The sequence below is a fragment of the Rhizobium sp. BE258 genome (assembly GCF_031457345.1).
In the GTDB taxonomy this organism is placed as follows: Bacteria; Pseudomonadota; Alphaproteobacteria; order Rhizobiales; family Rhizobiaceae; genus Rhizobium.
The window spans coordinates 561,478-588,424 of record NZ_JAVDWL010000002.1; the positions used below are offsets into that span (position 1 = coordinate 561,478).

A 26,947-nucleotide genomic window follows, 5' to 3' on the forward strand; every position below is an offset into this window, starting at 1 on the left:
CATAATTATTCAATTGTTAATTTTGAATAACCACTTCTTCCGGCGTCTTGGACTTAAGGTCTAGACCGCCCCGATTTCCAAAGGCGGGCATTTCCCCTAATCTTTGAAACTCAAGGGGCCCGGCGAACAGTTCGCCGGTGGAGGATCGATGCTTCCTGGCTGGGTCATAATCGCGTCTGCCTTCGGCTACATGCTGCTGCTGTTTGCCGTCGCGAGCTATGGCGATCGCAAAAGCCGCCGGCTCGGCACGCAGGAGGGCGGCTGGCCGGTTGTCTATGCGCTCAGCCTGGCGATCTATTGCACGTCCTGGACCTATTTCGGCGGTGTCGGCCTTGCCTCGCAGCACGGCCTCGAATTTGCCGGGATCTATATCGGACCGATCCTGGTCTTCACGCTCGGCATGCCGCTCCTGCGGCGGATCATCGAGCTTGCCAAAGCCGAGAAGCTGACGTCGGTCGCCGACTTCATCGCGGCGCGCTACGGGAAAAATTCAACCGTCGCGACGATCGTTGCACTGATATCGCTGGTCGGCGTCATTCCCTATATCGCGCTGCAGCTCAAGGCGATTTCCAGCACCGTTTCTGTTGTCGTGAACCCGCAGGATTACGGCATCGGCAGCGGCAATCTCTACTTCCTCGATCTGCCGCTGATCGTCACCCTCATGCTTGCCTGTTTCGCGGTGATGTTCGGCACCCGCCACACGGATGCGACCGAGCATCAAGACGGGCTGATCCTCGCCGTCTCGATGGAATCCGTCGTCAAGCTCATCGCCTTTCTGACGGCCGGTATCTGCGTCATCTGGTTCCTGTTCGACGGGCCAATCGACCTCTGGGAGAAAAGCACGGCGAACCCCTTGGTCACAGCAGCGCTGGATTATCAGACGCCTATCAGCCGCTGGATCGTGCTGACGCTGCTCTCGGCCTTTGCGATCATCATGCTGCCGCGGCAGTTCCATGTGACCGTCGTCGAGAACAGGACGGCCAAGCAGCTGAGGCTCGCGGGCTATCTGTTCCCGCTCTATCTCGTCGCCATCAATCTCTTCGTCCTGCCGGTGGCGATCGGCGGGCTGCTGACCTTCGGCGGCGCCGGCAATGCCGACCTCTACGTGCTCTCGCTGCCGCTTGCCGGGCAGATGCCCGTGGTCTCGCTGATTACCTTCATCGGTGGTTTCTCGGCGGCAACAGCGATGGTGATCGTCGATTCTGTGGCTTTGTCGATCATGGTGTCGAACGACATCATCATGCCGATCTTCCTGCGGCGGAAGCTCGCCGGGCGCGCCAGCCAGCGCGACGACTTTGCCAAGACACTGCTCAACATCCGCCGCAGCGCCATTTTCGCCGTCCTGCTGCTCGGCTATGCCTATTACCGTTCGACCGACAGTACGGCGGGCCTCGCCTCGATCGGCCTGCTCTCCTTTGCGGCGATCGGACAGATCGCGCCTGCGCTGTTCGGCGGCCTCGTGTGGCGGCGGGCGAATGCGCGTGGCGCAATCCTCGGGCTGACGTCGGGCTTCGTCATCTGGTTCTACCTGCTGTTCCTGCCGTCGCTCGGCGGGCCTGATTATTCCTATATCGCCAGCGGCTTCCTGGGTTTCCTGTTTCCCGGCACGACGGTTTTCACGGCGCCGGATGCCGACCCTCTCGTCAACGCAACCACGATGAGCCTGCTCGTCAACACGGCTTTCTTCATCGTCGGCTCGATGACGCGCAATGCGCGGCCGCTGGAGCGCATCCAGGCGGGCATCTTCGTCAAGCGGCAGTCGCGCTCGCAGTTTGCGACACGCGGCTGGAAGACGCGGATCAGCGTCGGCGATCTGAAGGCCGCCATCGCCCGCTATCTCGGCGAGGAACGGATGCAGCGCTCGCTTGCGACCTACGAGCAAAGCTCCGGCCGCAAACTGGAAGACGACCAGCCGGCCGACATGGCGCTGATCCACTTCAGCGAACAGCTGCTCGGCAGCGCTATCGGCTCGTCTTCGGCAAGGCTGGTGCTGTCGCTGATCCTGCAGAAGATCGAGGATGCGTCGTCGGATACGGCCTGGCTGCTCGACCAGGCGAGCGAGGCGCTGCAATATAACCAGGACATGCTGCAGACGGCCTTGTCGCAGATGGATCAGGGGATCGCCGTCTTCGACAGTTCCAACCGGCTGACGATCTGGAACCGGCGCTTCCGCCAGTTGCTCGACCTGCCTGAAGATGTCGGCCGCGTCGGATTTCCGCTGTCGGAGATCGTTGCCATTCTCGGTCAGCGCGGCGACATACCGGCCGCCGATCTGGCGCAGACCGTCCGCCACTTCCAGACGCTCGACAAGCCGTTCTCGCTGGTGCTCGGCGGCGGCGACAGCATCATCGAAGTGCGCTCCAACGCCATGCCGGACAAGGGCATCGTTGCTACCTTTACCGACATTACCCAGCGCGTCGAGGCCGACAGGGCGCTGAAGCAGGCGAACGAAACGCTGGAGCAGCGCGTTGCCGAACGCACCGCCGAGCTGACGCGGGTCAACCATGAGCTCGGCGAAGCGCGTGCCTCGGCCGACGAGGCCAATATCGGTAAGACCCGCTTCTTTGCCGCCGCCGGCCACGACATTCTGCAGCCACTGAATGCCGCGCGGCTCTATTCATCGGCGCTGGTCGAGCGCATGGCGCAATCCGACAACGGGCCGATCGTCCGCAACATCGACTCGGCGCTTGAGTCGGTCGAGACCATTCTCGGCGCCGTGCTCGATATCTCGCGGCTGGATACCGGCGCGATGCGGCCGCGGCTGACGACCGTGCCGCTATCGGACCTTCTCCAACGGATCGAGACCGATTTCGCGCCGATCGCCCGCGAGAAGAAGCTGAAGCTGGTGGTGATGCCGACGACGCTGAAGGTGCGCTCCGACCCGAACCTGTTGCGCCGCCTAGTGCAGAACCTCGTCTCCAACGCCATCAAGTACACGCTGACCGGCAAGGTGCTGGTCGGTGCGCGCCGGCGCGGCGACAAGGTGGTGATCCAGGTGATGGATTCTGGCATCGGCATTCCGCCGTCGAAATTCCGCACCGTCTTCAAGGAATTCGCCCGCCTCGACGAAGGCGCCAAGACCGCGACCGGGCTCGGGCTCGGGCTTTCCATCGTCGATCGCATCGCCCGCGTTCTGAACCATCCGGTGGAGCTGCACTCGACGCATGGCAAGGGAACCGATTTCCGCATCACCATGCCGCTCGACACCACGAAGCTCGGGGCAGCGCCGGTTGCGGCCGTCAGCACTGAACGTCAGGCGCAGACGCTCCGCGGCCTGAAGATCCTCTGCATCGACAACGAACCGAATATTATCGAGGGCATGCGGCTTCTGATTTCAGGCTGGGGCTGCGAGGTGCAATCGCTGGCTTCACTCGCCGAAGTGGCGGAGTTCCATGCGCCGGCGCCGGACCTTGTTATCGCCGACTATCACCTCGACGACGGGACCGGCATTGCCGCGATCCTCGATCTGCGCCAGCGCTTCGGCGCCGAGCTTCCGGCACTGCTTCTGACGGCCGACCGGACGCTCGAAATCCGGGCGGAAGCCGAACGCCACGGGATTGCCGTGCAGCACAAGCCGGTGCGCCCGGCCGCACTTCGCGCCTTCATCACGCAGATTTCGGGCCAGAAGCGGGCAGCCGCGGAGTAACGTCTCCCCAGAGAACCTGCCTTCCGGACCGCCGTCGCCATGCGCGAAAACGCAAGCGCGGCGGTTGTACAAAAGATCGCCGCCGGTGCCCGCAATGGTAGGCTAATGCAAAAGGCTGAATTGCAATAGCGTGCGATCCATCGCCTCATTGAGCCGGGCAATCTTCTCCACCTCATCGACACGGGTCCGCCCTGGGCCCTGGCATAGCTTTGGTCTCACACATGCGCCTGATTGTCGTCAATGACGTTTCCGTTGTCCGGGGTGGCGCCACCAAGGTTGCCATCCAATGCCTGGAAGCCTGTGTCGATGCCGGGGTCAACTGCACCTTCTTCGTCGGCGACGACGGGGCGGGGCTGAAGGAATACGGGCTTGATGTGCGCACCATCGCGCTCGGCGAAAAGCCTTTGCGCGACGGGCCCGCGATCGCCAATATCTTCGACCGGCATTTCAACAAGCGCGCCTATGAGGCTCTCTCAGGGCTACTTAAGGAATCCACCGACGAGACGGTGGTCCATGTTCACGGCTGGAACCAGATCCTCTCGCCCTCGATCTTTCATGCGCTGTCGCAGAGCAATGCGCGCGTCATCATCACCGCCCATGACTTCTTCCTCAACTGCCCGAATGGCGGCCTCCTGAACTACAAAAGCGGCGAGATTTGCGGCGTGACGCCGATGTCTCTCGGCTGCCTGACCACAAATTGCGACAAGCGCAACTATCTGCACAAGCTCTGGCGCTTCCGCCGCACGCTGGCGCAGGCCGGTGTCGGCGAAGCCTTCTGGGAGCGGATCGAGGTGATCCTCGCCCATGAAAACATGGAGGCCTATCTGACGCCCGGGCCGCTCAAGCATTTCCAGACGCTGCGCACACCGACCGAACCGCTGACCCGCCAGCCGACCGAACCGTGGCTTCGCGAGCGCATCATGTTTCTCGGCCGCATGACCTGGGAGAAAGGCGTCCGCACGCTCGGCGATGCGCTCAGGATGACCGGCCAGGCCGCGACCCTGATCGGCCGCGGGCCGCTGCTCGAAGAGATGCAGAAGACCCTGCCGCATTGCTGGGTTCCCGGCTGGCTGGATGATGCCACCGTCGCCAGGCTCGCGGGCGAGGCGCGCGTCTTCATCATGCCGTCGCGCATGCCGGAACCCTATGGCCTTGTCGCCGCTGAGGCGATCATGAGCGGGATACCGCTGATCGTCAGCAGCAACGCGCTGATCTCCGAGGAGATCGCGGCGAATGGCGCCGGGCTGGTGTTCAAGAGCGGCGATGCCGCCTCGCTCGCCGACGCACTCGGCAAGGTGAAGAACGACAGTCTTGTCGAAAAGCTCACCGAGGGCGCCCGCGCCTTCGGAAAGAAGATCGCGCCCTCCCGCCAGGAATGGGACCGGAAGATGATCGCGATCTACACGGGGGAAAATGCCTTTCTTGCGGCCTAGGAGGGATCATGGCACGTGCATTGGTGACTGGGGGATGCGGCTTTGTCGGCCGGCATCTGAGTGAGCGGCTGCTTGCCGAGGGAATGGACGTCGTCTCCGTCGACCTGCTGAAACCGGGAACGGGCGCGCTTGCGCCATCGCAAAAGCAGCTGTCCAACCGCCATTTCACCTTCCTGCAGGAGGATTGCCGCAGCTATTTCGATCGTAGCCGCGAGTATTTCGACTATGTCTTCCATCTTGCCGCCCTCGTCGGCGGGCGCATGACGCTCGAGAACCAGACGCTGCTCGTTGCCGAGGATCTGGCCGTCGATGCAGCACTCTGGCGCTGGGCGGGCGAAAACCGGCCCGGCAATGTCGTCTATTTCAGCTCGAGTGCCGCCTACCCCGTCTCGCTGCAGACCTTCGAGGCACAGACCATCCTTTCCGAAGAGATGATCTCCTTCGACCGGCCGATCGGCGTGCCTGATCTCAGCTATGGCTGGACGAAGCTGACCGGCGAATATCTGATGAAGCTCTATGTCGAGCGCTATGACGGCCGCGCCGTCGCCTACCGCCCGTTCAGCGGCTATGGCGAAGACCAGGACCTCGCCTATCCCTTCCCCGCCATCTGCCGCCGCCTGCTCCGCGAACGCGGCGCCCCCGAAGTCTCCGTCTGGGGCAGCGGCCACCAGTGCCGCGACTTCATCCACATCTCCGATTGCGTCGGCTTCGTGATCGAGACAATGGACGCCATGACCTCAGGCGCGACGCTGAACCTCTCGACCGGAGACGCCACCTCCTTCATCGAACTCGCCGAACGCATCAGCCGCCAGCTCGGCTGGTCACCAAAGGTGAGCGGCACCGCGAGCCGCCCGGAAGGCGTGTTCTACCGGTGTGGCGATACGGCGCTGCAGCGGGGGCTCGGGCTGGCGCCGAGGGTAAGCCTTGAGGAGGGAATCAGGCGGTCGCTGGAGTTTCATCGGGAGATGGAGGTGATGGTGTGAAATGGGCAAGCGAAACGTTTGAAGTCACTTCTAGTTGCTTTGCGATGCCTTTCCGCATATTTTGTTCAAATACAATCTGAAACTTTCCAAACATAAGCATTTCAATGCCAACCTTTTCAGCCTCCTTAGAAAAAGCACTTCATCAAGCGCTGTCGTACGCGATTGAACAGCATCAAGAGTATGCAACCTTAGAGCATTTGACACTTGCCTCTTGGATGAGCCGGACTCGATAGCGATCATGCAAGCGTGCGCGGTTGATATCAACGAACTCCGAAAAGATATCGGCAAGTACCTTGATGCCTTTCCGCCTTTTGAAGGTATAGTAGAAGATTCGAAGCCAACCAAAGCTTTTGAACGCGTAATACAGCGCGCAGTGATACATGTTCAATCGTCGGGTCGCGATGAAGTTACCGGCGCAAATGTTATTGTAGCATCCTTCGCGGAAAGAGAATCTAAAGTCGCCGAGTTCTTTGCAAAGCAGGATTTCACTAGATATGACGCAGTCAACTTCCTAAGTCACGGAATCAAAAAGGCAACCGCGCCCGAAATCGATTTACAGCGGAGAGGCGAACCGTATGTTTTCATCTCTTACGCCCGTAAGGATATCAAATCCGCGAGCGCGATCAGACAACAGCTACTGAAAAACAATATAAATTGCTGGTGGGATCAAGATATAAGCGCAGGCAATCAATGGCGATCTGAGATCGAGCGCAGGTTGCACGACAGCATGGCGGTAGTTGTTCTTTGGTCCGAGAATTCAGTTAAATCACCTGCAGTGATCGAAGAAGCCTCTCGTGCACAAGCAGCGGGCAAGCTCATACAAATTCGAGTGGATAAAATCTCGCTGCCGTACGGCTTTGCTGAGACGCAATATATTGCCGCTGGGAGAATCGCAGGTAAGCCCTCGGTTGCAGAAGAAAAGCTTGTAAGTGCCGTCAGGGGCAAGGCCTCAACATTGTCGACCAGCCAGCTAAGAACACGGATTATTGAGTCTAGTTCAACCGCCACAAAAATTGTCAGCGGGAAAATTGCAGTGGTGGATAGCCCACCGAACGCGCGCCCACCGGTTAGCCATAAGAGCGACCTGAAAGAAAGACTCAGAGCGCAATGCAGCCTATCTGATCAGCTGGAAGAAGACTTATCTGCCAATAATTGCAACCTTCCCCAAGCGATTCGGCGATCTATTTCCAAATACTCTAAGGCACTCCAATGGAGTAAAGTTTGCTGGTATGCCTTGGATGACGCTGCCGCATCGGTTGCGGAGTGCGTAAATATTTACCAAGATGAAGATTGGCCAGGTACAACGCTTCACGATGTCAAACGACTAGCGCTTCGGCACAGGCAGCTTGAGCCCCTACTACGGCCTCAGCAACCAGAAGAGAAAAAATCGACGGAGCAGCCAGAATTACAATTGGAATCGATTTCGAACTCGACGCTTAGCAGCCTTGCCACACAAGCAAGCGAACTTGCCGCGGATCAAGCCTCCATCGACACGCTCGACGATACAGCAATTGAGGCCATCAATCACTATGCCAGCCTTATCAAGGATAACGTTGGTATAGTTTCCTATTATAGTAACGATACAAATGCAAAAAACTTTGAAATTAGAAACTCTATTCTCAAACTGGGCGCCATTGCAGGATCTATAGTCGCCGCATCGGCTGCGGGTGTTGCAGCAAATATACTTACCGCTCCTGAGGCAGCAATTACGCTTGCATCGAAAGCCGAAAAGCTATTCTCCTTCATCGTCTCGCTCTTCTGAATTCTAGAAATATTATTCCACGCCGTTTGATATCGTTTTACGTGCATCGGATCTTGGGTGACAAGTGGTCCACGACAACACTTCCCCATCAACCCCTTGTTAAACCTTTATTGACCATAATCGCCGCTTAAGGCGCGGTATTGTAGGCGTTCACCGGACCTCTGCTGCCTTTGTTCCCGCGTAAGACGGAGATGGTCATGATGGAATATGCGGTGGAAACGCGGACGGTTGGGGAGCGCGAGGGGCTTGGCTTCCTTTCGGCGCTGGCGCGGCGTGCGGCCCGGGCTCTCGTGGCTGCGTTTCTGGCGGTGCCCGCCTTTCTTGGCTCCGAGGTTGGGGCGGCTGCCGAAGACCGGGCGCTGAAACTCTATTTCACCCATACCGGCGAGAAGGCGACGATCACCTTCAAGCGTAACGGCAAGTTCGATCAGCGCGGGCTGACGCAGATCAACCGTTTCCTGCGTGACTGGCGCCGCAACGAGCCGGCGCGCATGGATCCGCGGCTGCTCGATCTCGTCTGGGAGGTCTATCAGAAGGCCGGCGGGCGCGATTACATCCATATCGTTTCCGCCTACCGTTCGCCCGCCACCAACAACATGCTGCGCACCCGCTCGCGGCTGACTGGCGTTGCCAAGAACAGCCAGCACATGCTGGGCAAGGCGATGGACTTCTATATTCCGGGTGTGCAGCTTTCCAAGCTGCGCGGCATCGCCATGCAGATGCAGGGCGGCGGCGTCGGCTATTATCCGAAATCCGGCTCGCCCTTCGTGCATCTCGATGTCGGCCGGGTGCGCGCCTGGCCGCGCATGTCGCGCCAGGAGCTGGCGCGCATCTTCCCGAGCGGCAGAACCATGCATGTACCGGCCGATGGACGGCCGCTGCCGGGCTACAACCAGGCGGTCGCCGAATACAAGAAGCGCGGCAGCGTGAAGACCGTCGAGATCGCCTCGGCCGAGGACGACGAGGATACGGGCGGCAGCGCGACGCTTCCGAGCAAGCTGGCAACGGCGCTGGTGCCGACGCCGCGCAGCGTCCGGCGCGAGATCCCGATGCTGGCTGCAGCGCCTGTGCCGGAAAAGCCTGCTCCTGAAACCTTCACCAATCTCGCTTCGCTGAGCGTGCCACTGCCGGCCTTCCGGCCGGGCAGCGAGAGCGCCGCGGCACCGGTCGATCCGGTCCAGACGGCGTCGATCGATCCCGTTGCCATCAGGCCCGCGATCCGCCCTTCCGTGCCCTCGTTCGGCGCCAGCGCGCTCGCCTCGCTGAAGCCGAGTTCGATGCCCGGCGCCCGGGCCGAGCTGATGGCAGCATTGCCGATGGCGAAGTCACCCGAGCTCGATGGCGGCGTTTCCGCCATCTCCGACGAGGCACTGATCGGCTGGGCGCTGCATGGCAACGGACGCGAGCTCGGCATGAGCGCGCCGCGGATCATCCGCCGGGCGATCCTTGCCGATCACAGCATGGCCTACGAGGTCATGGACGACGAAGAGGAAAGTGACGAAGCCGAGTTCGATGTTGACCGCTTCGGGTCCGATCAGGCAGGCTGAGGGATGGGCGCGGATCAAGCGCCCGCCTGCGCCCGATGACGGCGCCAGCCTGAATGGAGTTTGAGAATTGAGTACCGCTTTCGTCAAGGAAGAGAGCGCGGAAACGGCTGCGGAAACCCATCTGCCCGACCGCCCGATCTCGCCACACCCGAACCTCGTTACCGAAGCCGGCCTGAAGGCGCTGGAAGAGCAGCTGCAGCAGGCACGCGACGGCGTGGAAGCCGCCGCCGGGATCGAGGACGTCAACGAGAAGCGGCGGCAGACCGCCATTCCGCTGCGCGATTTCCGCTATTTTGCCGAGCGCGTGCGCACCGCGCAGGTGATGCCGGCGCCCGCCTCCACCGACATCGTCGCCTTCGGCAGCAAGGTGACCTTCAGCCGCGATGACGGTCGGGTGCAGACCTACCGGATCGTTGGCGAGGATGAGGCGGATCCCAAAGTTGGGTCGATTTCGTTTGTTTCGCCTGTGGCGCGAGGACTGATGGGCAAGGGTGTCGGTGATCTCGCGATGGTGGGCGATCAGGAGCTGGAGATTACGGCGATCGCTTGAGGGGCGCCTCCAGAGAGGGACGTCATCCTCGGCCTTGAGCCGAGGATCTACGCAACCGTCTTACGCCGTGCCTGCCGTTGTGGATACTCGGGACAAGCCCGAGCATGACGGCGTAGTGGGTGGCTGCTTAGTGCGGGCACCCTGTCAGAGGCCGCTTACGCCGCCTCCTTCTCTCCGCGATAGGGATCAAACCGGCCATAGAAGGTCTCACCCTTGGCGGCCATGTCCTTCAGCAGCGGTGTCGGCTTGAAATGCGGGCCGTAGCTGGTCGCCAGCTTTTCCGCCAGTTCGACGAAGGCCTTGGCGCCCATGCCGTCGATATAGCTGAGTGCTCCACCGGTATAGGGCGCGAAGCCGAAGCCGAGGATGGAGCCGACATCGGCCTCGCGCGGATCGGTCACGATGCCTTCCTCGACCGTGCGGGCGGCCTCCAGCGCGATGGTAACGAGGAAGCGCTGCTTCAGCACCTCGATATCGAGATCATCGGCCTTCTTCTGCGGATAGAAGCTCTTCAACTCAGGCCAGAGCGACTTTTTGGCGGGCTTCGGCGGGTAGTCGTAGAAACCCTTCGAATTCTTGCGGCCGAAGCGGCCTTCCTTTTCGACCATGCGGGAGACGAGCTCCATGTGGCGCGGATCGATGGCCTTATCGCCGAGATCGGCGACGGTGGCCTTGAGGATCTTCAGCGACAGGTCGATCGCCACTTCGTCGTTCAGCGCCAGCGGTCCGACCGGCATGCCGGCCATCTTGGCGGCATTCTCGATCATCGCCGGCGGCACACCCTCAATCAGCATGTCATAGCTTTCCGACATGTAGCGCAGGACGCAGCGGTTGACGAAGAAGCCGCGGGTATCGTTGACGACGATCGGCGTCTTCTTGATCGCGGCAACGTAGTCGAGCGCCACGGCGAGCGCCTTGTCGCCGGTTTCCTTGCCGAGGATCACTTCGGTCAGCATCATCTTCTCGACCGGAGAGAAGAAGTGGATGCCGATGAAATCGCCGGGGCGCTTGGAGTTCTTGGCGAGACCCGAGATCGGCAGCGTCGAGGTATTGGAGGCGAAGATGGCGCCTTCGGGCAGCACTTCCTCGACAGCCTCGATGACGGCTTTCTTGACGTCGCGGTCCTCGAACACGGCTTCGATGACAAGGCCGACATCCTTGAGATCAGCGTAGTCGGCGGAGGGCGTGATGCGGGCGAGGATGGCGGCGGCCTCATCCTGCGTCAGCCGGCCCTTACCGACGGAATCCTTTGCCAGGCCCTCGCCTGTCGCCTTGCCCTTGTTCGCAGCGTCCATATCGCGGTCAATGAGCGTGACCTCGAGACCAGCAGCGGCCGAGACGTAAGCAATCGACGCGCCCATGAAGCCGGCGCCGACGACGCCGATCCTCTTGAGTTCGGTCTTCGGCTGACCGGCCGGGCGGCGGGCGCCCTTGCCGAGTTCCTGCATCGAGATGAACAGCGAGCGGATCATCGAGAAGGCTTCGGTGGTCTGCAGCACCTGGGTGAAATAGCGTTGCTCGATCTTCAGCGCCGTATCGAAGGGCACCTGCAGGCCTTCATAGACGCATTTCAGGATGGCGAGCGCGCCCGGATAATTGCCCGCCGTCTCGCGGCGCAGGATTGCGGGTGCTGCGGGCCAGAGCTGCGCGGACGCTGGCGTCCAGATGCCGCCGCCCGGAACCTTGAAGCCCTTCTCATCCCAGGGGGCGACCGGCTTCAGGCCATCCTTGATCATCTGCTTGGCGGCCGGGATCAGCTGGTCCGGCTCGACCACCTGATGCACGAGGTTCATCGCCTTGGTGCGCGAGGCGGAGAGCGACTGGCCCGTGGTCATCATCTGCAGGGCGGACTGCGCATCGGCAAGGCGCGCGACACGCTGCGTGCCGCCAGCGCCCGGGAAGATGCCGACCTTGACCTCGGGAAGCGCGATCTTCACCGACTTGGCATTCGAGGCTACGCGGCCATGGCAGGCGAGCGACATCTCGAGCGCGCCACCCATGCAGGTGCCGTTGATCGCCGAGACCCACGGCTTGCCACATGTTTCGAGCTTGCGGAACAGACCGGTCATGCGGCCGACGAGATCGAACAGTTTTTGCGCGGCGGTATCGGGATTGGCGGCCTTCTCGTCGTTGTAGAAGGTGAACATCGCCTTGATCATCGACAGATCGGCGCCGCCGGAGAAGGTGGACTTGCCGGAGGTGATCACCACGCCCTTGACGGCGCTGTCGGCGACGGTGGCGTCAACGATGGCGTTCAGCTCTTCCATCACCTCGGTGGTGAAGACATTCATCGACTTGCCGGGCATATCCCAGGTGACAAGGGCGATGCCATCGGCATCGGTGGCGACGGTGAAATTGGTGTAGCTCATCGTCTCTCTCCCTTAGACGCGTTCGATGACGGTTGCCGTGCCCATGCCGGCGCCGATGCAGAGGGTGACCAGCGCGGTATTCAGGTCGCGGCGTTCCAACTCGTCGAGCACGGTACCGAGGATCATCGCGCCCGTGGCGCCGAGCGGATGGCCCATGGCGATGGCGCCGCCGTTGACGTTGATCTTGTCGTGGGCGATGTCGAAGGCCTGCATGTAGCGTAGCACGACGGCGGCGAAGGCTTCGTTGAGTTCGAAGAGGTCGATATCGGCAAGCGACATGCCGGTGCGCTTCAAAAGCTTTTCGGTGACGTCGACCGGGCCGGTCAGCATCAGCGCCGGGTCGGAGCCGATATTGGCGAAGGCCTTGATGCGGCCGCGTGGCTTCTTGCCGAGGCTTTCACCACCGGCCTTGGAGCCAAGCAGCACGGCGGCTGCGCCATCGACGATGCCGGAGGAATTGCCGGCGTGGTGGACGTAGTTGATACGCTCGACTTCAGGGTGGGCCTGGATGCCGACGGCTTCGAAGCCGCCCATTTCGCCCGGCATCTGGAAGGACGGGTTCAGCGAGGCCAGAGCCTGCATGTCGGTGCCGGGGCGCATGTGCTCGTCATGAGCCAGGATCGTCAGACCGTTCTGGTCCTTCACCGGGATGACGGAATTCTTGAAGTAGCCCTTTTCCCAGGCGTTCGCTGCGCGCTTCTGGCTTTCGACGGCATAAGCATCGACGTCGTCGCGGCTGAAACCATATTTGGTGGCGATCAGATCGGCGGAGACGCCCTGCGGCATGAAATAGGCCGGGAAGTTGACCGACGGGTCCATGAACCAGGCGCCGCCAGACATGCCGAGGCCGACGCGCGACATGCTTTCGACGCCACCGGCGATGACGATGTCATCGGCGCCCTGGGCGATCTTGCCGGCCGCGAAATTCACAGCATCGAGGCCGGAGGCGCAGAAGCGCGAGATCTGCATGCCGGGCGCACGGGTGGAATAACCCGCTTCGAAAGCAGCGGCCTTCGGGATGACTGCGCCGGCATCCATGACCGGATCGACGCAGCCCATGATGATGTCATCCACGGTGCCGGTGTCGAGGCCGTTGCGGTCGCGGATCGCTTCCAGCGTCTTGGCGGCCAGGCGCACGGACGGCACTTCATGCAGCGAGCCATCCTTCTTGCCGCGGCCGCGCGGCGTGCGCACGTGGTCGTAAATGAATACCTCGGTCATTATTTCATCTCCTCGACACAGCCATCGCTGCGAAACTTAGCTATTGCTCAAAGTCCACTTGCCGCGACGATCATCATCTGCGGAAACCAGCCGACCCTTCTTACGCAATTCAGTTGCAGCCCATCGCATGTCGTATTGCCAAGAATAGAACAGCTCACTGCCCTCGAGATCCTTGCGGTGGTGCTCCCAGATATACTGAGCGACATAAAGAATCGAACCGCTACCATTGTTGGATTTGAGTGCTTCGACCACCCAATCACTTAGATCACCCTTAGAAACCAAATTCCCCTCCCCAACCCTCCCCACAAGGGGGAGGGAGTTTAGCCTTCAAAACGCCTCGGCGGCGAGTTCCATCATCGTGTCGGCGCCGGTTTCGATGCGGGCCTTGCGCAGCGCCGTCTCGGGCATAATGCGCTCCATGTAGAACTTGCCGGTGACGAGCTTGTTGTTCAGGTAGTCGGCACGGGCGCTATCGCCATTCGCCAGCGCGTCTTCCGCGGCCTTGGCCATCTTCGCCCACATGTAGCCCAGAACCACGAGGCCGAAGAGGTGCATATAGTCGGTCGAGCCGGCACCGGCATTGTCGGGCTTGGCCATGGCATTCTGCATGAACCACATGGTTGCCGCCTGGACGTCGTTCAAGCCCTTCTTCAGGTGCTTGGTGAAGAAGGCGAGCTTCTCGTCGTTGCGGTTTTCCTCGCAGAAATCACCGATTTCCTTGAACAGCGCCATGACCGCGCGGCCGCCGTTGAGGCCGAGCTTGCGTCCGACGAGATCGAGCGCCTGGATGCCGTTGGCGCCTTCGTAGATCATGGCGATGCGGGCATCGCGGACATACTGGCTCATGCCGTGTTCTTCAATATAGCCGTGGCCGCCGAAGACCTGCTGGGCCATGACGGCGTGGTCGAAGCCCTTGTCGGTCAAGACACCCTTGAGGATCGGGGTGACGAGACCGAGGATGTCGTCGGCCGTCTGGCGTTCCTTGTCGTCTGCTGAACGGTGAGCGATGTCGGATTTCAGCGCGGTCCAGAGCAGGAAGGCGCGGCCGGCCTCGTTGAAGGCGCGGATCGTCATCAGCGAGCGGCGGATATCCGGGTGGACGATGATCGGATCTGCCTTCTTGTCCGGCGCCTTGGGGCCGGAAAGCGAACGGCCCTGGATGCGCTCGCGAGCATAATTGACGGCGTTCTGATAGGCGATCTCGGAGATCGACAGGCCCTGCAGGCCGACGCCGAGGCGGGCTTCGTTCATCATGACGAACATGGCGTTGAGGCCACGGTTTTCCGCGCCGATCAGATAGCCGGTCGCCTCGTCATAGTTCATGACGCAGGTGGCATTGCCGTGGATGCCCATCTTGTGCTCGATGGCGCCACAGGAAACGGCGTTGCGATCACCCGGCGTGCCATCTTCCTTGACGATGAATTTCGGGACGATGAAGAGCGAGATGCCCTTGGTGCCCTCGGGCGCGCCCTCGATGCGGGCGAGCACGAGATGAACGATATTGCCGGTCATGCCGTGTTCGCCGGCGGAGATGAAAATCTTCTGGCCTGAAATCTTGTAGCTGCCATCGCCCTGCGGCACGGCCTTGGTGCGCAGCAGGCCGAGATCGGTGCCGCAATGCGGCTCGGTGAGGTTCATGGTGCCGGACCATTCGCCGGAGACCATCTTCGGCAGGTAGGTCTGCTTCTGCTCGTCGGAGCCATGCACGAGGATCGCGGCGATCGCGCCCTGGGTCAGGCCCGGATACATCATCAGCGACATATTGGCGGCGGAGGTATATTCGCCGACGGCGGCATGCAGCGTGTAGGGAAGCCCCTGCCCGCCGAATTTTTCCGGCACGGCAAGGCCAGTCCAGCCGCCCTGGCAATAGGCGTCGTAAGCTTCCTTGAAACCCTTGGGAACGGTGACCGAGCCGTCGTCAGCGCGCTTGCAGCCTTCCTGATCGCCCGAATAGTTCAGTGGGAAAAGCACTTCCTCGGCGACCTTTGCCGCCTCACCGAGAATGGCCTCGATCATGTCAGGCGTGGCATCCGCAAAGCCCGGGAGATTGTTGTAACGCTCCAGACCCAGCACGTCGTTCAGCACGAAGAGCGTGTCGTTAACCGGGGCCTTGTAGACTGGCATCGTTCGAATTCCTCCAATTCGCAGACCGGACCGAGACCGGCACATGGGAGTGTCTTACAAAATATTGACGTTTGCGTAAACGTCAAATTCTGCATTCGCGTGAATTTGTGAAAAGCCCGATGCAGTCCGGCTTCAACCTGAAAGCCCCGATGCGTCAGTGAAGCTCGGCCGAGAGGGCAGACTGCCTGCGGATCACGTCGCTCATGGCTTTCAGAAGAGTGGAAAACTCCTCGAGCACCAGACCGAAATAGGCGTCATCAGTCTCCGCCAGGGCGCTGACGGAGGTGCAGGCGTTGAAGATCAAGTTGTCGAGATCGTCGTTGCGATCGAAGACGCCGTCGCAGAGATCGTCGTCGCGGAGCGTGTGAAGCTCATCGACAATCTTGCGGATCAGCGAGCGGCGCTGCCAGCGATGCATGTTGACGATGTTTTTCTGCGCATGCCGGATTTCGGACATCAGGTCTGTAAACAAGAAATGGTCCCCGTGAGCTGGCTCACCATATCCGGCTTTTGTAACGCTATCGTGTGAGGCGCGGGCGCAGGCAATTTGCCATCAGTTCCTGCTTCGTCGCGAAGTGCCCGAAGAGCTGAACGAGCTCGCGCTCCTGCTTCTTGTCCAACCTCTGTTTGCGGGCGAAATCGCTGACGCTCCACACTTTTCTGGCATCGAGCAGCGAGGTGATCTTGGGGTCGATATGCGAGCTCATGGGAATGCCCTCCTTCAAGGCGTCATATCAACGCGGAAGGCGGCGCCGAAGTTCCTGCTGGACAGGAGTTTTTGAGCGCTATTCTGACGCAGGCGAAGCGGCGGCGAAATGTGTGATGACGCCGCTCAAGGCGAGCCTTCAGGCGCTGAGCGCGGGCTGCGCCAGCGGCGGTGCGGCCTTGGCAAATTTCTTCGCGCCGGCAACACAGGCAACGACGGCGAGCGTGGCCGCCAGCATGCCCCAGCTGACACTTTCCCCGAGCAGGGTTGCGGCGAGCACCAGACTGAAGAACGGCTGCAGCAGCTGCAGCTGGCCGACCCCGGCAATGCCGCCGAGCGCCAGGCCGTGATACCAGAAGATGAAGCCGATCAGCATGCTGAACAGCGAGACATAGGCGAGACCAAGCCAGGATGGGTTGCTTATAGAGGGTAGCGTTTCAGGCATGGCCACGACCGAGAGCACTAACATCAGCGGCAGAGAGAGGACCAGTGCCCAGGAAATCACCTGCCAGCCACCGAGTTTGCGGGAAAGCCGCGCGCCCTCGGCATAACCGAGACCGCAAACGATGATCGCGGCAAGCATCAAGAGATCGCTTGGCGATATTGCGCCGTCGCTCTGGATCAGGGCGAAACCGGCAACGATGGCGCTGCCCAGGCAGGAGAACAGCCAGAAGACCGGTTGCGGCCGCTCGCCGCCCCTCAGAACACCGAAGATCGCCGTCGAGAGCGGCAACAGGCCGATGAAGACGGTCGAATGCGCCGAGGTGATGTGTTTCAGCGCCAGCGCCGTCAGCAGCGGGAAGCCAACGACCACGCCGACGGCAACGACGACGAGCGGCAGCAGATCACCACGCTGCGGGCGTTTCTCGCGAAACAGAAGCAGAAGCCCGCCAGCCAAAATGCCGGCGATCGCGCCGCGCGCCACAGTGAGGAACACTGGGTCGAAACTCGCCACGGCAACTCGGGTCGCGGGTAGCGAGCCGCTGAAAATGAGAATCCCCACAAAGCCACTGAGCCAACCGGCTGCTGTTCTGTCCATCTGCATGCTCCTGTTCTCGCCCGCTATGAACCCGAGGGCATGGCATTGCCAGCGACAGTGCGGTACAGTTCGAACAAACTGTTATGGACACGGATACAGTACAGATGGATCAGGCGATCAAGAATCCGGAGAGCGGCAAGCGCATCGGCGCCGTGATGACGGAGATACGCAGGCGGATATCCGGGCGGGAACTGGTGGCAGGTTCGCGGTTGCCTTCGGTGCGGGCCTTCGCCAAGACCATGCATGTCTCCGCTTCGACTGTGGTCGAGGCTTACGAGCGATTGGCGGCCGAAGGCCTTATTCGCTCACGCCCGGGATCGGGCTTTTACGCGTCCAGCCCACCAGCACCGCTGACGCTGTCCGATATCGGGCCGAAACTCGACCGGGCGATCGATCCGCTCTGGGTCTACCGGCAATCGCTGGAAGACAGCCCGGCCCTGCTGAAGCCCGGATGCGGCTGGCTGCCGGAAAGCTGGATGCCCGTCGATGCGATGCGAAAGGCGCTGCGGACCATTGCCCGCGGAGAGGATGCCGTCCTTGCCAATTACGGAACGCCGCTCGGCCAGCTTCCATTGCGGCAATTGCTGTCCCGGCGGATGAACGAACGCGGCATCCCGGCCTCCCCCGATCACATCATCCTGACGGAATCCGGCACCCAGGCGATCGATCTGGTCTGCCGGTTCCTGATCGAGCCGGGCGATACGGTGATCGTCGACGATCCCTGTTACTTCAACTTTCATGCGCTGCTGCGAGCCAATCGTGCCAGGGCCGTCGCGGTGCCAATGACACCGCATGGCCCCGATATCGAAGCCTTCGAGCAGGCGATCGAACAGCACCGGCCGCGGCTCTACATCACCAACTCGGCCATCCACAACCCAACCGGAGCCACCTGCTCCGCCGTTGTCGCGCACAAGCTGCTTAAGCTGGCAGAGCGGGCCAACATGACAATCATCGAGGACGATATCTTCGCCGATCTGGAGCATGAACCCTCGCCGCGGCTGGCTGCTTTCGATGGTTTGGAGCGGGTCGTGCATGTCGGCAGCTTCTCGAAGACGATTTCGACTTCGGTGCGTTGCGGGTTCATCGCAGCGAAGCCGGAATGGGTCGAGCCGCTGATTGATCTCAAGCTAGTGACGAGCATCGGCGGCGGCAGGCTCAATGCCGAACTGATACTGCTGCTTCTGACCGACGGCAGTTACCGGAAGCATCTCGATACGTTGAAGGTCCGGCTTTCCAAGGCCATGGACGACACGATCGGCCGGCTGGCTGCGCTCGGCATCGAGCCATGGATCCGGCCACGATCCGGAATCTTCCTGTGGTGCCGGCTGCCTGATGGGATCAATGCCGGAGATATCGCGCAGGCCTGCCTTGCCGATAATGTCGTGCTCGCGCCCGGTAATGCCTTCAGCCTCTCGCAGACATCCAACAGCTACCTGCGCTTCAATGCCGCGCAATGCGATGATCCGCGCATCTATCGCTCGCTGGAAAGAGCGCTGAAAGCGGCCCGTCAGATGCCGGCGATCAGGTAGCGGTCACGGCCCGCAGCCTTGGCCTGGTAGAGCGCGGTATCGACGACCTTGAGAAGATCGATACGGTTCGTCCCGGCTTGCGGCGCCAAGGCACCACCGATGCTGAGGCGGGCGGAAACTGTCTGGCCCTCGACCTCGAAAGGCTGGCGAAAGGCCGCCACCAGCCGGTCGGCGACCGAGGATAGAGCGGCTGCATTCGGCGGATTGGGAACGAAGAGCGCAAACTCGTCGCCACCCATGCGCACCGCGATATCACCCGCCCGGACGACGGCGCGGATGCGGTTTGCGGCCTCGCGCAGCACTTCGTCGCCAGCATGGTGGCCGAGACGGTCGTTGATGCCCTTGAAACCATCCATGTCGAGATAGAGAGCGCCGAAGGTCTGGCCTGCGGCAAGCGACCTGTCGAGTTCGCCATCGACCAGCGCCGCGAGAGCCGAGCGATTGTAGAAGCCAGTGAGCGGATCGGTCATCGCCGCAACCCTGAGACTGGTTTCGGCAAGGCCCATGATCATGTTGGCCTTCTGCAGGCGGAGCAAGGCGCTTGCGACCAGCGCGAAGCGGCGGAGGCTGTCGATTTCGACTTCCGAGAGATCCCGCGGCCGGGTGTCGAGAATGCAAAAGGCGCCGACGGCGAGGCTGTCATCGGTTTCGATCGGCGCTCCCGCATAAAAGCGAAAATGCGGATGACCCTCGACATAGGGCATGCGCGACAATTCCGGATGGCGCTGCAGGTCGGGGACGATGACGAGGTCGTTGGCATAGACGACGCGGGTGCAGATGGAGAGATCGCGCGAGCACTCGGCGAGCTGCATTCCGGCCTGGCCGGCGATCCGCTGCCAATCCTCGTCGATGATGTTGATGGCGGCAAAGGGAGTGCCGAAGACGCCGCGGGCGAGCTCGGCCAGGGCGGCAAGTTCCGGCGTCGGACTGCGGCTCGCGGCATTCAAGGCGCGAACAGCGAGCAATCTTTCAGCTTCATTGGCGGGGAGCCGGACAACCTGTCCCATTCCAAACCTCCGTCGTCAGTCACGAACTGCTTAAACATGATGCCATGATTCGCGAACACAAGTGCTGAAGTTCCACGAATGTTAACAAGGCCTTGCTGGCAGCAATCTCCGGCAGCGGACATTGGCGCGGAAAGCTGGTAAGCTGGAACTGCACTTGCAACCGGAGGAGCGCATGGACGACCATCGCGCCATTGCAGATCTCATCGCACGCCAGTTTGCCCATCTGAGCTGGACTTACGGTGCTGGGCCTGAAGCCGATGGCTTCATGGAGGACTTCCATCCGGATGCCCAGCTATTCGCATCGGCGCGCCCGGCAAGAGCGCAGACGGCAGCCAAGTTTCTCGAGCGCATGGAAGGCCTGTCGCAGACCTCCCTTCGGGCCTTTGCCGAGCGCTGTCCTGCAAGCAAAATCCTGGTTTTTGGCAATATCGCCGTCGCCGTTGCCAGTTGCGAGGCGATCGAGAATGGACGGGATCGCAGCAACAATGTCGAGATGATGCTGCTGGTGAAGGGCAGTGACGGCTGGAAGATTGCCGCCCAGGCATGGGACCGGGTCCCCGCCGGCGACGACTTTCCGGACTGGCTTTCATAACCGGCTGTTGCTTCCGCCGACAGACGCGTTACATTTCGCTGGCTAACCGAAGAATGAGCTTGGGAGGAGCGATTTCATGAGACGCATGTGGCCTGAGGAATTCAATTTCGTTCTCAAGGATGCGGAGGAAGTGGTGCTGGACCTTCCAGCGGTGACCCACGAGGATGGGACGCATGGCGCCGCCACCCGTCGCAACGCGCTGAAGGTTCGTATTCCACAGGAAGACTACGAGCGGATCTGGCCTCTGGCCGAGGCCCGTTATCGCCTCGACGGCCGATTTGCCGGCAAGGCGATTACCCTGATCACCACCAACCCCCATTATCACGCCTGGCATCCGGCGGATGGCGGCAGCGCCGACCTGACCTCGGATAGCGGCAGGCATTACACGACGAAATATGTCGTCGTGCATTTTCTTCTCGATGACGTCAGGGAGGTAGCGGCGGCCTGAGGCCGCCCGCCCTTACGCTTCGTCGAGCGCCAATGCCAGATCGGCGATCAGGTCGTCGGGATGCTCGATGCCGATCGACAGCCGGATCGTCGATTCCAGTACGCCGATGCGCTGACGCACATCTGCCGGAACGCCCGAATGCGTCATCGTTGCCGGGTGAGAGGCCAGGGATTCCGTTCCGCCGAGGCTGACGGCGAGCTTGAAGATCTTCAAGGCGTTCAGGAATTTGAACGAGGCCGGCTGGCCACCCTTGATGTCGAAAGAAAAGGTCGAACCCGCGCCGCTGCATTGCGTGGCGAATGTCTGGCCAACCGGCGACTGCGCGTCGTTGTAGGGCAGATAATGGATTCGCTCGACCTTCGGGTGATCGCGCAGGAAACCGGCAACCGCCTCGGCATTGCTGTTTGCCCGCTCCATGCGGATCTGCAGCGTTTCCAGCGACCGCCCGAGCATCCAGCAGGAATGCGGATCGAGCTGCGTGCCGATGGCACCGCGCAGCGCCTTCACCTGCTTCATCACAGCCTTGCGGCCAAGGGCGGCACCGGCGATCAGGTCCGAGTGCCCGCCGACATATTTGGTCAACGAATAAAGCGAGATATCGGCGCCATGCTCGATCGGCCGCTGGAAGACCGGGCCGAGCAGCGTGTTGTCGCAGGCGACGATCGGGGTGTGACCCTGCTTCCTGCCGATCGCATCGGCGACGCGGCGGATCATCGCGACATCGACCAGGCTGTTGGTCGGATTGGCCGGCGTTTCGATCAGAATGACCGAAACACGGCCTTTGGCCATGGCCTCTTCGGCTGCTGCCTCTACCGAGGTTTCGCTGACACCATCAGCAAATCCAACGGCCGAGACGCCGAGATTGAGGAAGGTCCGTGCGAGCAGCGTTTCAGTGCCGCCGTAGAGCGGCTGGGAGTGGAGCACTGTATCGCCGGGGCGGACGAAGGCCAGCAGCGTCGTGGCGATCGCCGACATGCCCGATGAAAACAGCACGCAGCTTTCCGTCCGCTCATAGACGGCAAGACGATCCTCGACGATCTCGCTGTTCGGGTGGTTGAAGCGCGAATAGACGAGACCAGCCCCCTTGCCTTCCGGCGGCTCCTTGCGGCCGGAGACATAGTCGAAGAAGTCGCGGCCATCTTCGGCGGACTTGAAGACGAAGGTGGAGGTCAGGAAGACCGGCGGCTTGACGGCGCCTTCGGAGAGTTCGGGATCGTAGCCATAGTTCAGCATCTGGGTTTCCGGATGCAGGGCATGATTGCCGATATGGGTTCTCGAAGGGTGCGGCGCAGTCATCGGATGTCTCCTCGATCGATGTCACGGTTTTCGCACCGCAAATTATATCAAATGCGGCGGCACTTTCTTGCTATTTCGCGCGGTATGATGTTCCGCAGAGCAACTTATTGCGGAGTTTCATCAGCATGACGCAGAAAATTGCCGACGAGATCGATCGCCGCATCCTCCGGGAGTTGGCAGCCGATGCACGGATCACCAACAACGAGCTGGCCGAGCGCGTCGGGCTATCGGCTTCCGCCTGCCTCAGGCGGTTGCGGCGGCTGGAGGAGACCGGTGTGATCAAGGGTTACACGGCGCTGATCGATCCCGCCGTCGAGGGCTGGACGATGACGGCAATCGCTTCGATCCGCCTTAGCCGCCAGCACGAGGACGAGATCCAGATGTTCGAGAATGCCGTGCGCGGCTGGGACGAGGTGCTGGAGTGCCATCTGGTCACCGGCTCGAAAGACTATGTGCTGAAGGTGATGAGTGCCGGGCTTGAACAGTACGAACGTTTCATCAAGGACAAGATCGCCAAGCTGAAATGCGTCGATACGATCGAGACCAGCTTCGTGATGAACACGATCAAAGCGCGGCGCTCCTAAGCCCCGGAAAAGCGCAGCAAAGATCCAAACGTTAAAAATTCTCACACAAGTTAACGGGTTGTTTACCACGTTTCGTGAAAGGTGCGCGGTGAGCAGTGGTAATCCGCATTCCTTTTTCAAGTCTCGCGTTTCTTCGGAATGCCGCTACGCCGTCCAGCTTGAGGAAAGTCTAAAAAACTAAACTCGGATGTACGGTCTCTCAAGCCAATAGCCGAACCCTGACGAGGGTTGAGGCAGACGAAGCGAGCAAGAAGATGAACGGATCGCGATCAAATTCTCCCCGGAGCCCCGAAAGGTCGTCTCTCGACGCGCTTAATCGCACGATCGAAGGCCTGGAGGCGCGCATCGAAGGACTGATGGGCGGCAATGGCCCGCGCGACGTTGCGCCGCGCAACGCGCCGCCGGAACGTGACGCCTATGTGCGATCCTACGAGCAGCCGCGACCGGCCTACGCCGCTCCCGCAGCAACACGTCCCGATCCGCTCGCCGAAATCCGCCAGCGCCAGCGCATGCTGGAACAGGGACGCGAACGCGCCGCCGCCGAACGCGCAGCTGCTGCTGCCGCCTACCGTGAACCGGCACCCGCGATCCGCGCTCCGGCACCGGCCGCAGCGCCGGCTCCCGCCTATGGTGCCTCCAGCGATACGATGACCGAGATCGCCCAGGCGCTGGTCAACCTGCGCCAGGATCTCAAGCGCGATATTTCCGAAGGTGTGACCCGCGAAATGAGTGCGCTGCGGAGCGAGCTTCGCGACCTCAAGTCATCGGCGCAGGACCGCCGCTTTGCCGACGACATCCGCGAAGACATGGGCCGCCTGGCCGAGAGCATCGACCAGCTGTCGCACCGCTCTGCCGGTCCGGAAGCTGCGGGACTGCGCAGCGAATTCGACGAACTGCGCTCGCTGATGGACGGCCTCGCCCGCGAGGATTCCGTTCGTCACATGGAAAGCCGCTGGGATGGTTTCGAAAACCAGCTGCACGCGCTGGACACGGCGGGCCTGCAGGAAGAGCTGGTGACGCTCGCCTACCGCCTTGACGATATCAAGCGCCACATCGGCGGCATGGGCGAAAGCCCGGCCGTGCGGGCACTCGAAGACAAGCTGATCTCCATCGCCAGCGCGATGGAACAGTTCGGCAGCATGATCCAGCCGCATGACCGGGCAATGTCCGAGCAGTTCGCGGCAATGGATACGCGCCTCGACGAAATCAGCCGGGCGATCGCCGCCAGCAGCCGCAATGCCACCAGCGGCGATCCGGCGCTGATGCACCGCCTCGAAGGCCGCCTGAACGCGCTGGCCGAACAGATCGACCTGATGGGCCGTAGTGTCGAAAGCCGCTCGAACCCTGCCGATGGCATGGCCGACCGGCTGGAAATGCTGACGCGCCGCGTCGAGGAACTGGCAAACACCAAGGCAAGCTCGCGCCTGGACGAACGGCTGGAACAGCTGTCCTACATGCTGGAGCGAACCCACAAGGCCGCTGCCCAGCCTGAACTGAACGGCGCGCTGGCCGATATTTCCCGCAAGATCGATGCGCTCGAAAGCGGTGCGGTCAACGATGTTCTGGCAGAGCGTCTCGACTATCTCGCCCGCCGTATCGACCAGATGGAAATGCAGCCTGCGCCGGTGGCCCAGGCGCCTGTCGATGACAGCGCCTTCCGCCGCATCGAGGGCCGCCTCAGCGACATCGCCGCCCGGCTTGAAGAAAGCACGGCGGCACCGGCAACCGACTCGCGAGCACTGAAGAGCCTCGAAGACCAGATCGCCAATCTTTCGGCACTGCTGCACGAACCGCGCGGCAACGAGGGACTGTCGATCGATCTCGACCGTCGCATGGGCGCGATCGAAGATTACATGGCAACGAGCGACGAATATATCATCGAAGCCGCACGCCAGGCCGCCGAAGCGGTGGTCGATGCCTATTCCCGCAATGGCAACCTGCAGGCGGGTTCCGTCCCGGCCGCCGACATGTCGGCGCTGAACGCCCTTGCCGCCGATCTTCGCCAACTCGAGGATCTGAGCCGCAGCGGCGAGGAACGCACCCACAAGACGTTCCAGGCCCTGCATGAAACGCTCGTCCATATTGCCGACCGGCTTGACGACATGGAAACGCGCAACAGCAGGCCGGCTGCACGGATGCCGGCCGCCAACGCCGATTTCGAAGTCGATCCCTATTCGCTGATCCCGGCCGGCGCTGAGGCCGAAAGGCCTGCAGTGTTTGGAACGAAGACTGCCGCTGCCGCACCTGTTGCCCGCGCCGTCAGCGAACCGGCTGCGCCGCAGCCGATGCAGCCTCCCGTCAGCCACACCAGCGCAATCGCAATCGAGGCCGCTACCAAGCCCGCCGCTGACGCCAAGCAAAGCAAGAGCCTGTTTCTGGCGCTCGGCAAGAAGCTGATGCCGGGCAAGAAGGCGCCGAGGGCCCAGGCCGGCGAGCGCACCATCATCGATCCGGTCCCGTCGATCGATCCTGTCGATGTCGTGCCGTCCGAAGAGGCCAACGAGCTGCTGGAGCCGGGCTCCGGCGCTCCTGACGTCAAGAAAATCCTGGAGCGGGTTCGCGCCAGCCAGAGTGCAGCGCGCGCCAATCCAAAGCCCGCGACCGAAAACGATCGCGCCGACTATATCGCGGCCGCCCGCCGCGCGGCACAGGCTGCCGCAATCGAATCCGACCCGAAGGCACAGCCGGTCAAGGGTGAGAAGAAGGCGAAGGCTCCGAAGCCAGCCGGTGGCGCAAGCTCGTTCTCGCGCTTCCGCCGTCCGCTGCTTCTCGCCGTCGGCGCCGTTCTTCTAGCGATCATGGCGTTCCCGCTTGCCCGGACGCTGACATCCGGCCAAAGCGCACCGCCGGCCGAAGTGGCCGTGCTGAGCGATGCCACGCAGACCCCGGCAACGGCCGACACCTCGGCCGCTCCGCAGGCCGATGCACCTGTAGCCGCCCAGAATGAAGCACCGGCTGCTCCCGAAGCTGCGCCTCAGGCCGCCGTTCCGCCAACTGCACCAACCGAGCACCTGACCGATGCGGCACCGCTCGACGGCGAAGGCGCTGCGACCCTGACGCCGGGCGCCCCGACGCAGGACGCCACGGCCTTCGCGCCGAAGGATGCCCCGGCCTCGACCAACGCGGCACCGGCCCAGCCGGGCCTGACCATTCCTGACGTGATCCAGCCGGCGGCACTTGCCGACGCGGCACGCGCTGGCGATGCACTCGCCCTGTTCGAAATCGCTGCCCGTTACAGCGAAGGCCGCAACGGCGTGACGGTCAGCGAAGCCGATGCCGTCAAGTGGTACCAGCTTTCTGCGGACAAGGGCTTTGCCCCGGCGCAGTACCGCCTCGGCAGCATCTATGAAAAGGGCACCGGTGTCGCCCGCGACATCAACAAGGCCAAGGACTATTATGAGCAGGCCGCCAACCAGGGCAATGCCAGCTCCATGCATAATCTTGCCGTGCTCTACGCCTCCGGCGCGCTCGGACAGCAGGATTATGCGACGGCGGCGAACTGGTTCACCAAGGCTGCCAATCTCGGCATCACCGACAGCCAGTTCAACCTCGCCATCCTCTGCGCCCGCGGCAATGGCGTGACGCAGGATCTCGGCGAGAGCTACAAGTGGTTCGCGATCGCAGCCAAGGGTGGCGACAAGGACGCTGGTGCCAAGCGCGACGAAGTGGCCAAGGCGATGAAGCCTGCCGATCTCGACAAGGCACGCGCCACCACCGACGCCTGGAAACCGCAGCAGCTCGACAACAAGGCCAACGGCATCGACGTGCCTGACGCCTGGAGCGGCAAGGGCACCAGCACCTCCAGCGTCGACATGAAGAAGGCGATCCGCAACATTCAGGCGATCCTGAACAATAACGGCTTCGACGCCGGTACGCCTGACGGCGAGATGGGCGCCAAGACCGTCTCGGCGATCAAGAGCTTCCAGAAGTCGATCGGCCAGGATCCTACCGGCAAGATCAACGACGACACGGTGAAAGCTCTGCTGGAGCGCAACACCAAGAACGCCACCAAGGCATAAGCCGGCGTAAAAAAGCGAAATCGGAACGGCCCTTTTGCCTTCGCCGCAAAAGGGTCGTTTTGCTTTTGGAGTTTCGCCACCGTGATTGATTG

General features: G+C 61.8%; 20 protein-coding genes and 1 pseudogene. 12 read left to right on the forward strand and 9 right to left on the reverse strand.

The window, feature by feature from the left end; all coding sequences use genetic code 11:
* Positions 1 to 148: 148 nt before the first annotated feature.
* The 7 genes and pseudogenes from J2X43_RS08025 (at position 149) to greA (ending at position 9,921) form a co-directional block, all read left to right on the forward strand.
* On the forward strand, positions 149 to 3,646 hold the full coding sequence (locus J2X43_RS08025) for a PAS domain-containing hybrid sensor histidine kinase/response regulator (protein WP_310293059.1): 3,498 nt from the start codon (positions 149 to 151) through the stop codon (positions 3,644 to 3,646).
* A 221-nt stretch (positions 3,647 to 3,867) separates the two neighbouring features.
* A complete protein-coding gene (locus J2X43_RS08030; RefSeq protein ID WP_310293062.1) occupies positions 3,868 to 5,079 on the forward strand; it encodes a glycosyltransferase family 4 protein in 1,212 nt (403 codons plus the stop codon).
* A gap of 8 nt (positions 5,080 to 5,087) precedes the next feature.
* Positions 5,088 to 6,062 (forward strand): NAD-dependent epimerase/dehydratase family protein, encoded by a 975-nt coding sequence (locus J2X43_RS08035; RefSeq protein ID WP_310293065.1) that lies wholly within the window; start codon positions 5,088 to 5,090, stop codon positions 6,060 to 6,062.
* A 104-nt stretch (positions 6,063 to 6,166) separates the two neighbouring features.
* A pseudogene (locus tag J2X43_RS08040) lies at positions 6,167 to 6,594 on the forward strand (Clp protease N-terminal domain-containing protein); the annotation flags it as partial.
* Between the two features lie 51 nt (positions 6,595 to 6,645).
* Positions 6,646 to 7,824, forward strand: coding sequence for a toll/interleukin-1 receptor domain-containing protein (locus J2X43_RS08045; RefSeq protein WP_310293763.1), 1,179 nt, complete (start codon positions 6,646 to 6,648; stop codon positions 7,822 to 7,824).
* Positions 7,825 to 8,021: 197 nt separating this feature from the next.
* On the forward strand, positions 8,022 to 9,371 hold the full coding sequence (locus tag J2X43_RS08050; protein WP_310293069.1) for a DUF882 domain-containing protein: 1,350 nt from the start codon (positions 8,022 to 8,024) through the stop codon (positions 9,369 to 9,371).
* Between the two features lie 67 nt (positions 9,372 to 9,438).
* Positions 9,439 to 9,921: a transcription elongation factor GreA gene (greA, locus tag J2X43_RS08055; RefSeq protein ID WP_310293073.1), complete on the forward strand. Its 483-nt coding sequence runs from the start codon at positions 9,439 to 9,441 to the stop codon at positions 9,919 to 9,921.
* Between the two features lie 155 nt (positions 9,922 to 10,076).
* Here the strand turns inward: greA and J2X43_RS08060 are convergent, their stop codons facing one another.
* From J2X43_RS08060 to J2X43_RS08090, 7 genes are all read right to left on the reverse strand, one after another.
* Positions 10,077 to 12,290, reverse strand: a complete 2,214-nt coding sequence (locus J2X43_RS08060) for a 3-hydroxyacyl-CoA dehydrogenase NAD-binding domain-containing protein (protein WP_310293076.1) — start codon at positions 12,288 to 12,290, stop codon at positions 10,077 to 10,079.
* A gap of 12 nt (positions 12,291 to 12,302) precedes the next feature.
* Positions 12,303 to 13,511 carry an acetyl-CoA C-acetyltransferase gene (locus J2X43_RS08065; RefSeq protein ID WP_310293080.1) on the reverse strand — a complete coding sequence of 403 codons (1,209 nt, stop codon included), beginning with the start codon at positions 13,509 to 13,511 and terminating at the stop codon, positions 12,303 to 12,305.
* A gap of 36 nt (positions 13,512 to 13,547) precedes the next feature.
* Positions 13,548 to 13,793, reverse strand: coding sequence for a hypothetical protein (locus J2X43_RS08070; protein WP_310293083.1), 246 nt, complete (start codon positions 13,791 to 13,793; stop codon positions 13,548 to 13,550).
* Positions 13,794 to 13,838: 45 nt separating this feature from the next.
* Positions 13,839 to 15,635 (reverse strand): acyl-CoA dehydrogenase C-terminal domain-containing protein, encoded by a 1,797-nt coding sequence (locus J2X43_RS08075; protein ID WP_310293086.1) that lies wholly within the window; start codon positions 15,633 to 15,635, stop codon positions 13,839 to 13,841.
* 154 nt (positions 15,636 to 15,789) lie between these two features.
* On the reverse strand, positions 15,790 to 16,107 hold the full coding sequence (locus tag J2X43_RS08080; RefSeq protein ID WP_310293089.1) for a hypothetical protein: 318 nt from the start codon (positions 16,105 to 16,107) through the stop codon (positions 15,790 to 15,792).
* A gap of 46 nt (positions 16,108 to 16,153) precedes the next feature.
* Complete coding sequence (locus J2X43_RS08085; protein ID WP_310293092.1) at positions 16,154 to 16,342, reverse strand: hypothetical protein; 189 nt, start codon at positions 16,340 to 16,342, stop codon at positions 16,154 to 16,156.
* Positions 16,343 to 16,480: 138 nt separating this feature from the next.
* Positions 16,481 to 17,380, reverse strand: a complete 900-nt coding sequence (locus tag J2X43_RS08090) for a DMT family transporter (protein WP_310293094.1) — start codon at positions 17,378 to 17,380, stop codon at positions 16,481 to 16,483.
* Positions 17,381 to 17,463: 83 nt separating this feature from the next.
* Between J2X43_RS08090 and J2X43_RS08095 the strand changes: the two genes are divergently transcribed.
* Positions 17,464 to 18,909, forward strand: coding sequence for a PLP-dependent aminotransferase family protein (locus J2X43_RS08095; protein WP_405049571.1), 1,446 nt, complete (start codon positions 17,464 to 17,466; stop codon positions 18,907 to 18,909).
* Here J2X43_RS08095 and J2X43_RS08100 read toward each other — a convergent pair.
* A complete protein-coding gene (locus J2X43_RS08100; protein WP_310293096.1) occupies positions 18,888 to 19,916 on the reverse strand; it encodes a sensor domain-containing diguanylate cyclase in 1,029 nt (342 codons plus the stop codon). The two genes, J2X43_RS08095 and J2X43_RS08100, sit on opposite strands and share 22 nt — an antisense overlap.
* A gap of 172 nt (positions 19,917 to 20,088) precedes the next feature.
* On the opposite strand from J2X43_RS08100, the gene J2X43_RS08105 reads away from it, so the two are divergent.
* Both J2X43_RS08105 and J2X43_RS08110 read left to right on the forward strand, forming a co-directional pair.
* Positions 20,089 to 20,508, forward strand: coding sequence for a hypothetical protein (locus J2X43_RS08105; RefSeq protein ID WP_112387524.1), 420 nt, complete (start codon positions 20,089 to 20,091; stop codon positions 20,506 to 20,508).
* Between the two features lie 76 nt (positions 20,509 to 20,584).
* Positions 20,585 to 20,956, forward strand: a complete 372-nt coding sequence (locus J2X43_RS08110; RefSeq protein ID WP_112387523.1) for a hypothetical protein — start codon at positions 20,585 to 20,587, stop codon at positions 20,954 to 20,956.
* Between the two features lie 12 nt (positions 20,957 to 20,968).
* Here the strand turns inward: J2X43_RS08110 and J2X43_RS08115 are convergent, their stop codons facing one another.
* Entirely contained in the window at positions 20,969 to 22,252 is a 1,284-nt protein-coding gene (locus J2X43_RS08115) for a cystathionine gamma-synthase family protein (RefSeq protein WP_112387522.1), read from the reverse strand.
* 125 nt (positions 22,253 to 22,377) lie between these two features.
* On the opposite strand from J2X43_RS08115, the gene J2X43_RS08120 reads away from it, so the two are divergent.
* Both J2X43_RS08120 and J2X43_RS08125 read left to right on the forward strand, forming a co-directional pair.
* A complete protein-coding gene (locus tag J2X43_RS08120; RefSeq protein WP_112387521.1) occupies positions 22,378 to 22,836 on the forward strand; it encodes an Lrp/AsnC family transcriptional regulator in 459 nt (152 codons plus the stop codon).
* 254 nt (positions 22,837 to 23,090) lie between these two features.
* Entirely contained in the window at positions 23,091 to 26,855 is a 3,765-nt protein-coding gene (locus J2X43_RS08125) for a peptidoglycan-binding protein (RefSeq protein WP_310293101.1), read from the forward strand.
* Positions 26,856 to 26,947 lie beyond the last annotated feature (92 nt).

Excerpts from the sequence above, each read along its gene's own strand:
- J2X43_RS08095 (WP_405049571.1), top strand. The coding sequence starts at position 17,464 with ATGGACACGGATACAGTACAGATGGATCAGGCGATCAAGAATCCGGAG.
- J2X43_RS08085 (WP_310293092.1), bottom strand. The coding sequence starts at position 16,342 with ATGAGCTCGCATATCGACCCCAAGATCACCTCGCTGCTCGATGCCAGA.
- J2X43_RS08090 (WP_310293094.1), bottom strand. The coding sequence starts at position 17,380 with ATGGACAGAACAGCAGCCGGTTGGCTCAGTGGCTTTGTGGGGATTCTC.
- J2X43_RS08075 (WP_310293086.1), bottom strand. The coding sequence starts at position 15,635 with ATGCCAGTCTACAAGGCCCCGGTTAACGACACGCTCTTCGTGCTGAAC.
- J2X43_RS08060 (WP_310293076.1), bottom strand. The coding sequence starts at position 12,290 with ATGAGCTACACCAATTTCACCGTCGCCACCGATGCCGATGGCATCGCC.
- J2X43_RS08115 (WP_112387522.1), bottom strand. The coding sequence starts at position 22,252 with ATGACTGCGCCGCACCCTTCGAGAACCCATATCGGCAATCATGCCCTG.
- J2X43_RS08125 (WP_310293101.1), top strand. The coding sequence starts at position 23,091 with ATGAACGGATCGCGATCAAATTCTCCCCGGAGCCCCGAAAGGTCGTCT.
- J2X43_RS08100 (WP_310293096.1), bottom strand. The coding sequence starts at position 19,916 with ATGGGACAGGTTGTCCGGCTCCCCGCCAATGAAGCTGAAAGATTGCTC.
- J2X43_RS08030 (WP_310293062.1), top strand. The coding sequence starts at position 3,868 with ATGCGCCTGATTGTCGTCAATGACGTTTCCGTTGTCCGGGGTGGCGCC.
- J2X43_RS08025 (WP_310293059.1), top strand. The coding sequence starts at position 149 with ATGCTTCCTGGCTGGGTCATAATCGCGTCTGCCTTCGGCTACATGCTG.
- J2X43_RS08120 (WP_112387521.1), top strand. The coding sequence starts at position 22,378 with ATGACGCAGAAAATTGCCGACGAGATCGATCGCCGCATCCTCCGGGAG.
- J2X43_RS08035 (WP_310293065.1), top strand. The coding sequence starts at position 5,088 with ATGGCACGTGCATTGGTGACTGGGGGATGCGGCTTTGTCGGCCGGCAT.
- J2X43_RS08065 (WP_310293080.1), bottom strand. The coding sequence starts at position 13,511 with ATGACCGAGGTATTCATTTACGACCACGTGCGCACGCCGCGCGGCCGC.
- J2X43_RS08105 (WP_112387524.1), top strand. The coding sequence starts at position 20,089 with ATGGACGACCATCGCGCCATTGCAGATCTCATCGCACGCCAGTTTGCC.
- J2X43_RS08110 (WP_112387523.1), top strand. The coding sequence starts at position 20,585 with ATGAGACGCATGTGGCCTGAGGAATTCAATTTCGTTCTCAAGGATGCG.
- J2X43_RS08050 (WP_310293069.1), top strand. The coding sequence starts at position 8,022 with ATGATGGAATATGCGGTGGAAACGCGGACGGTTGGGGAGCGCGAGGGG.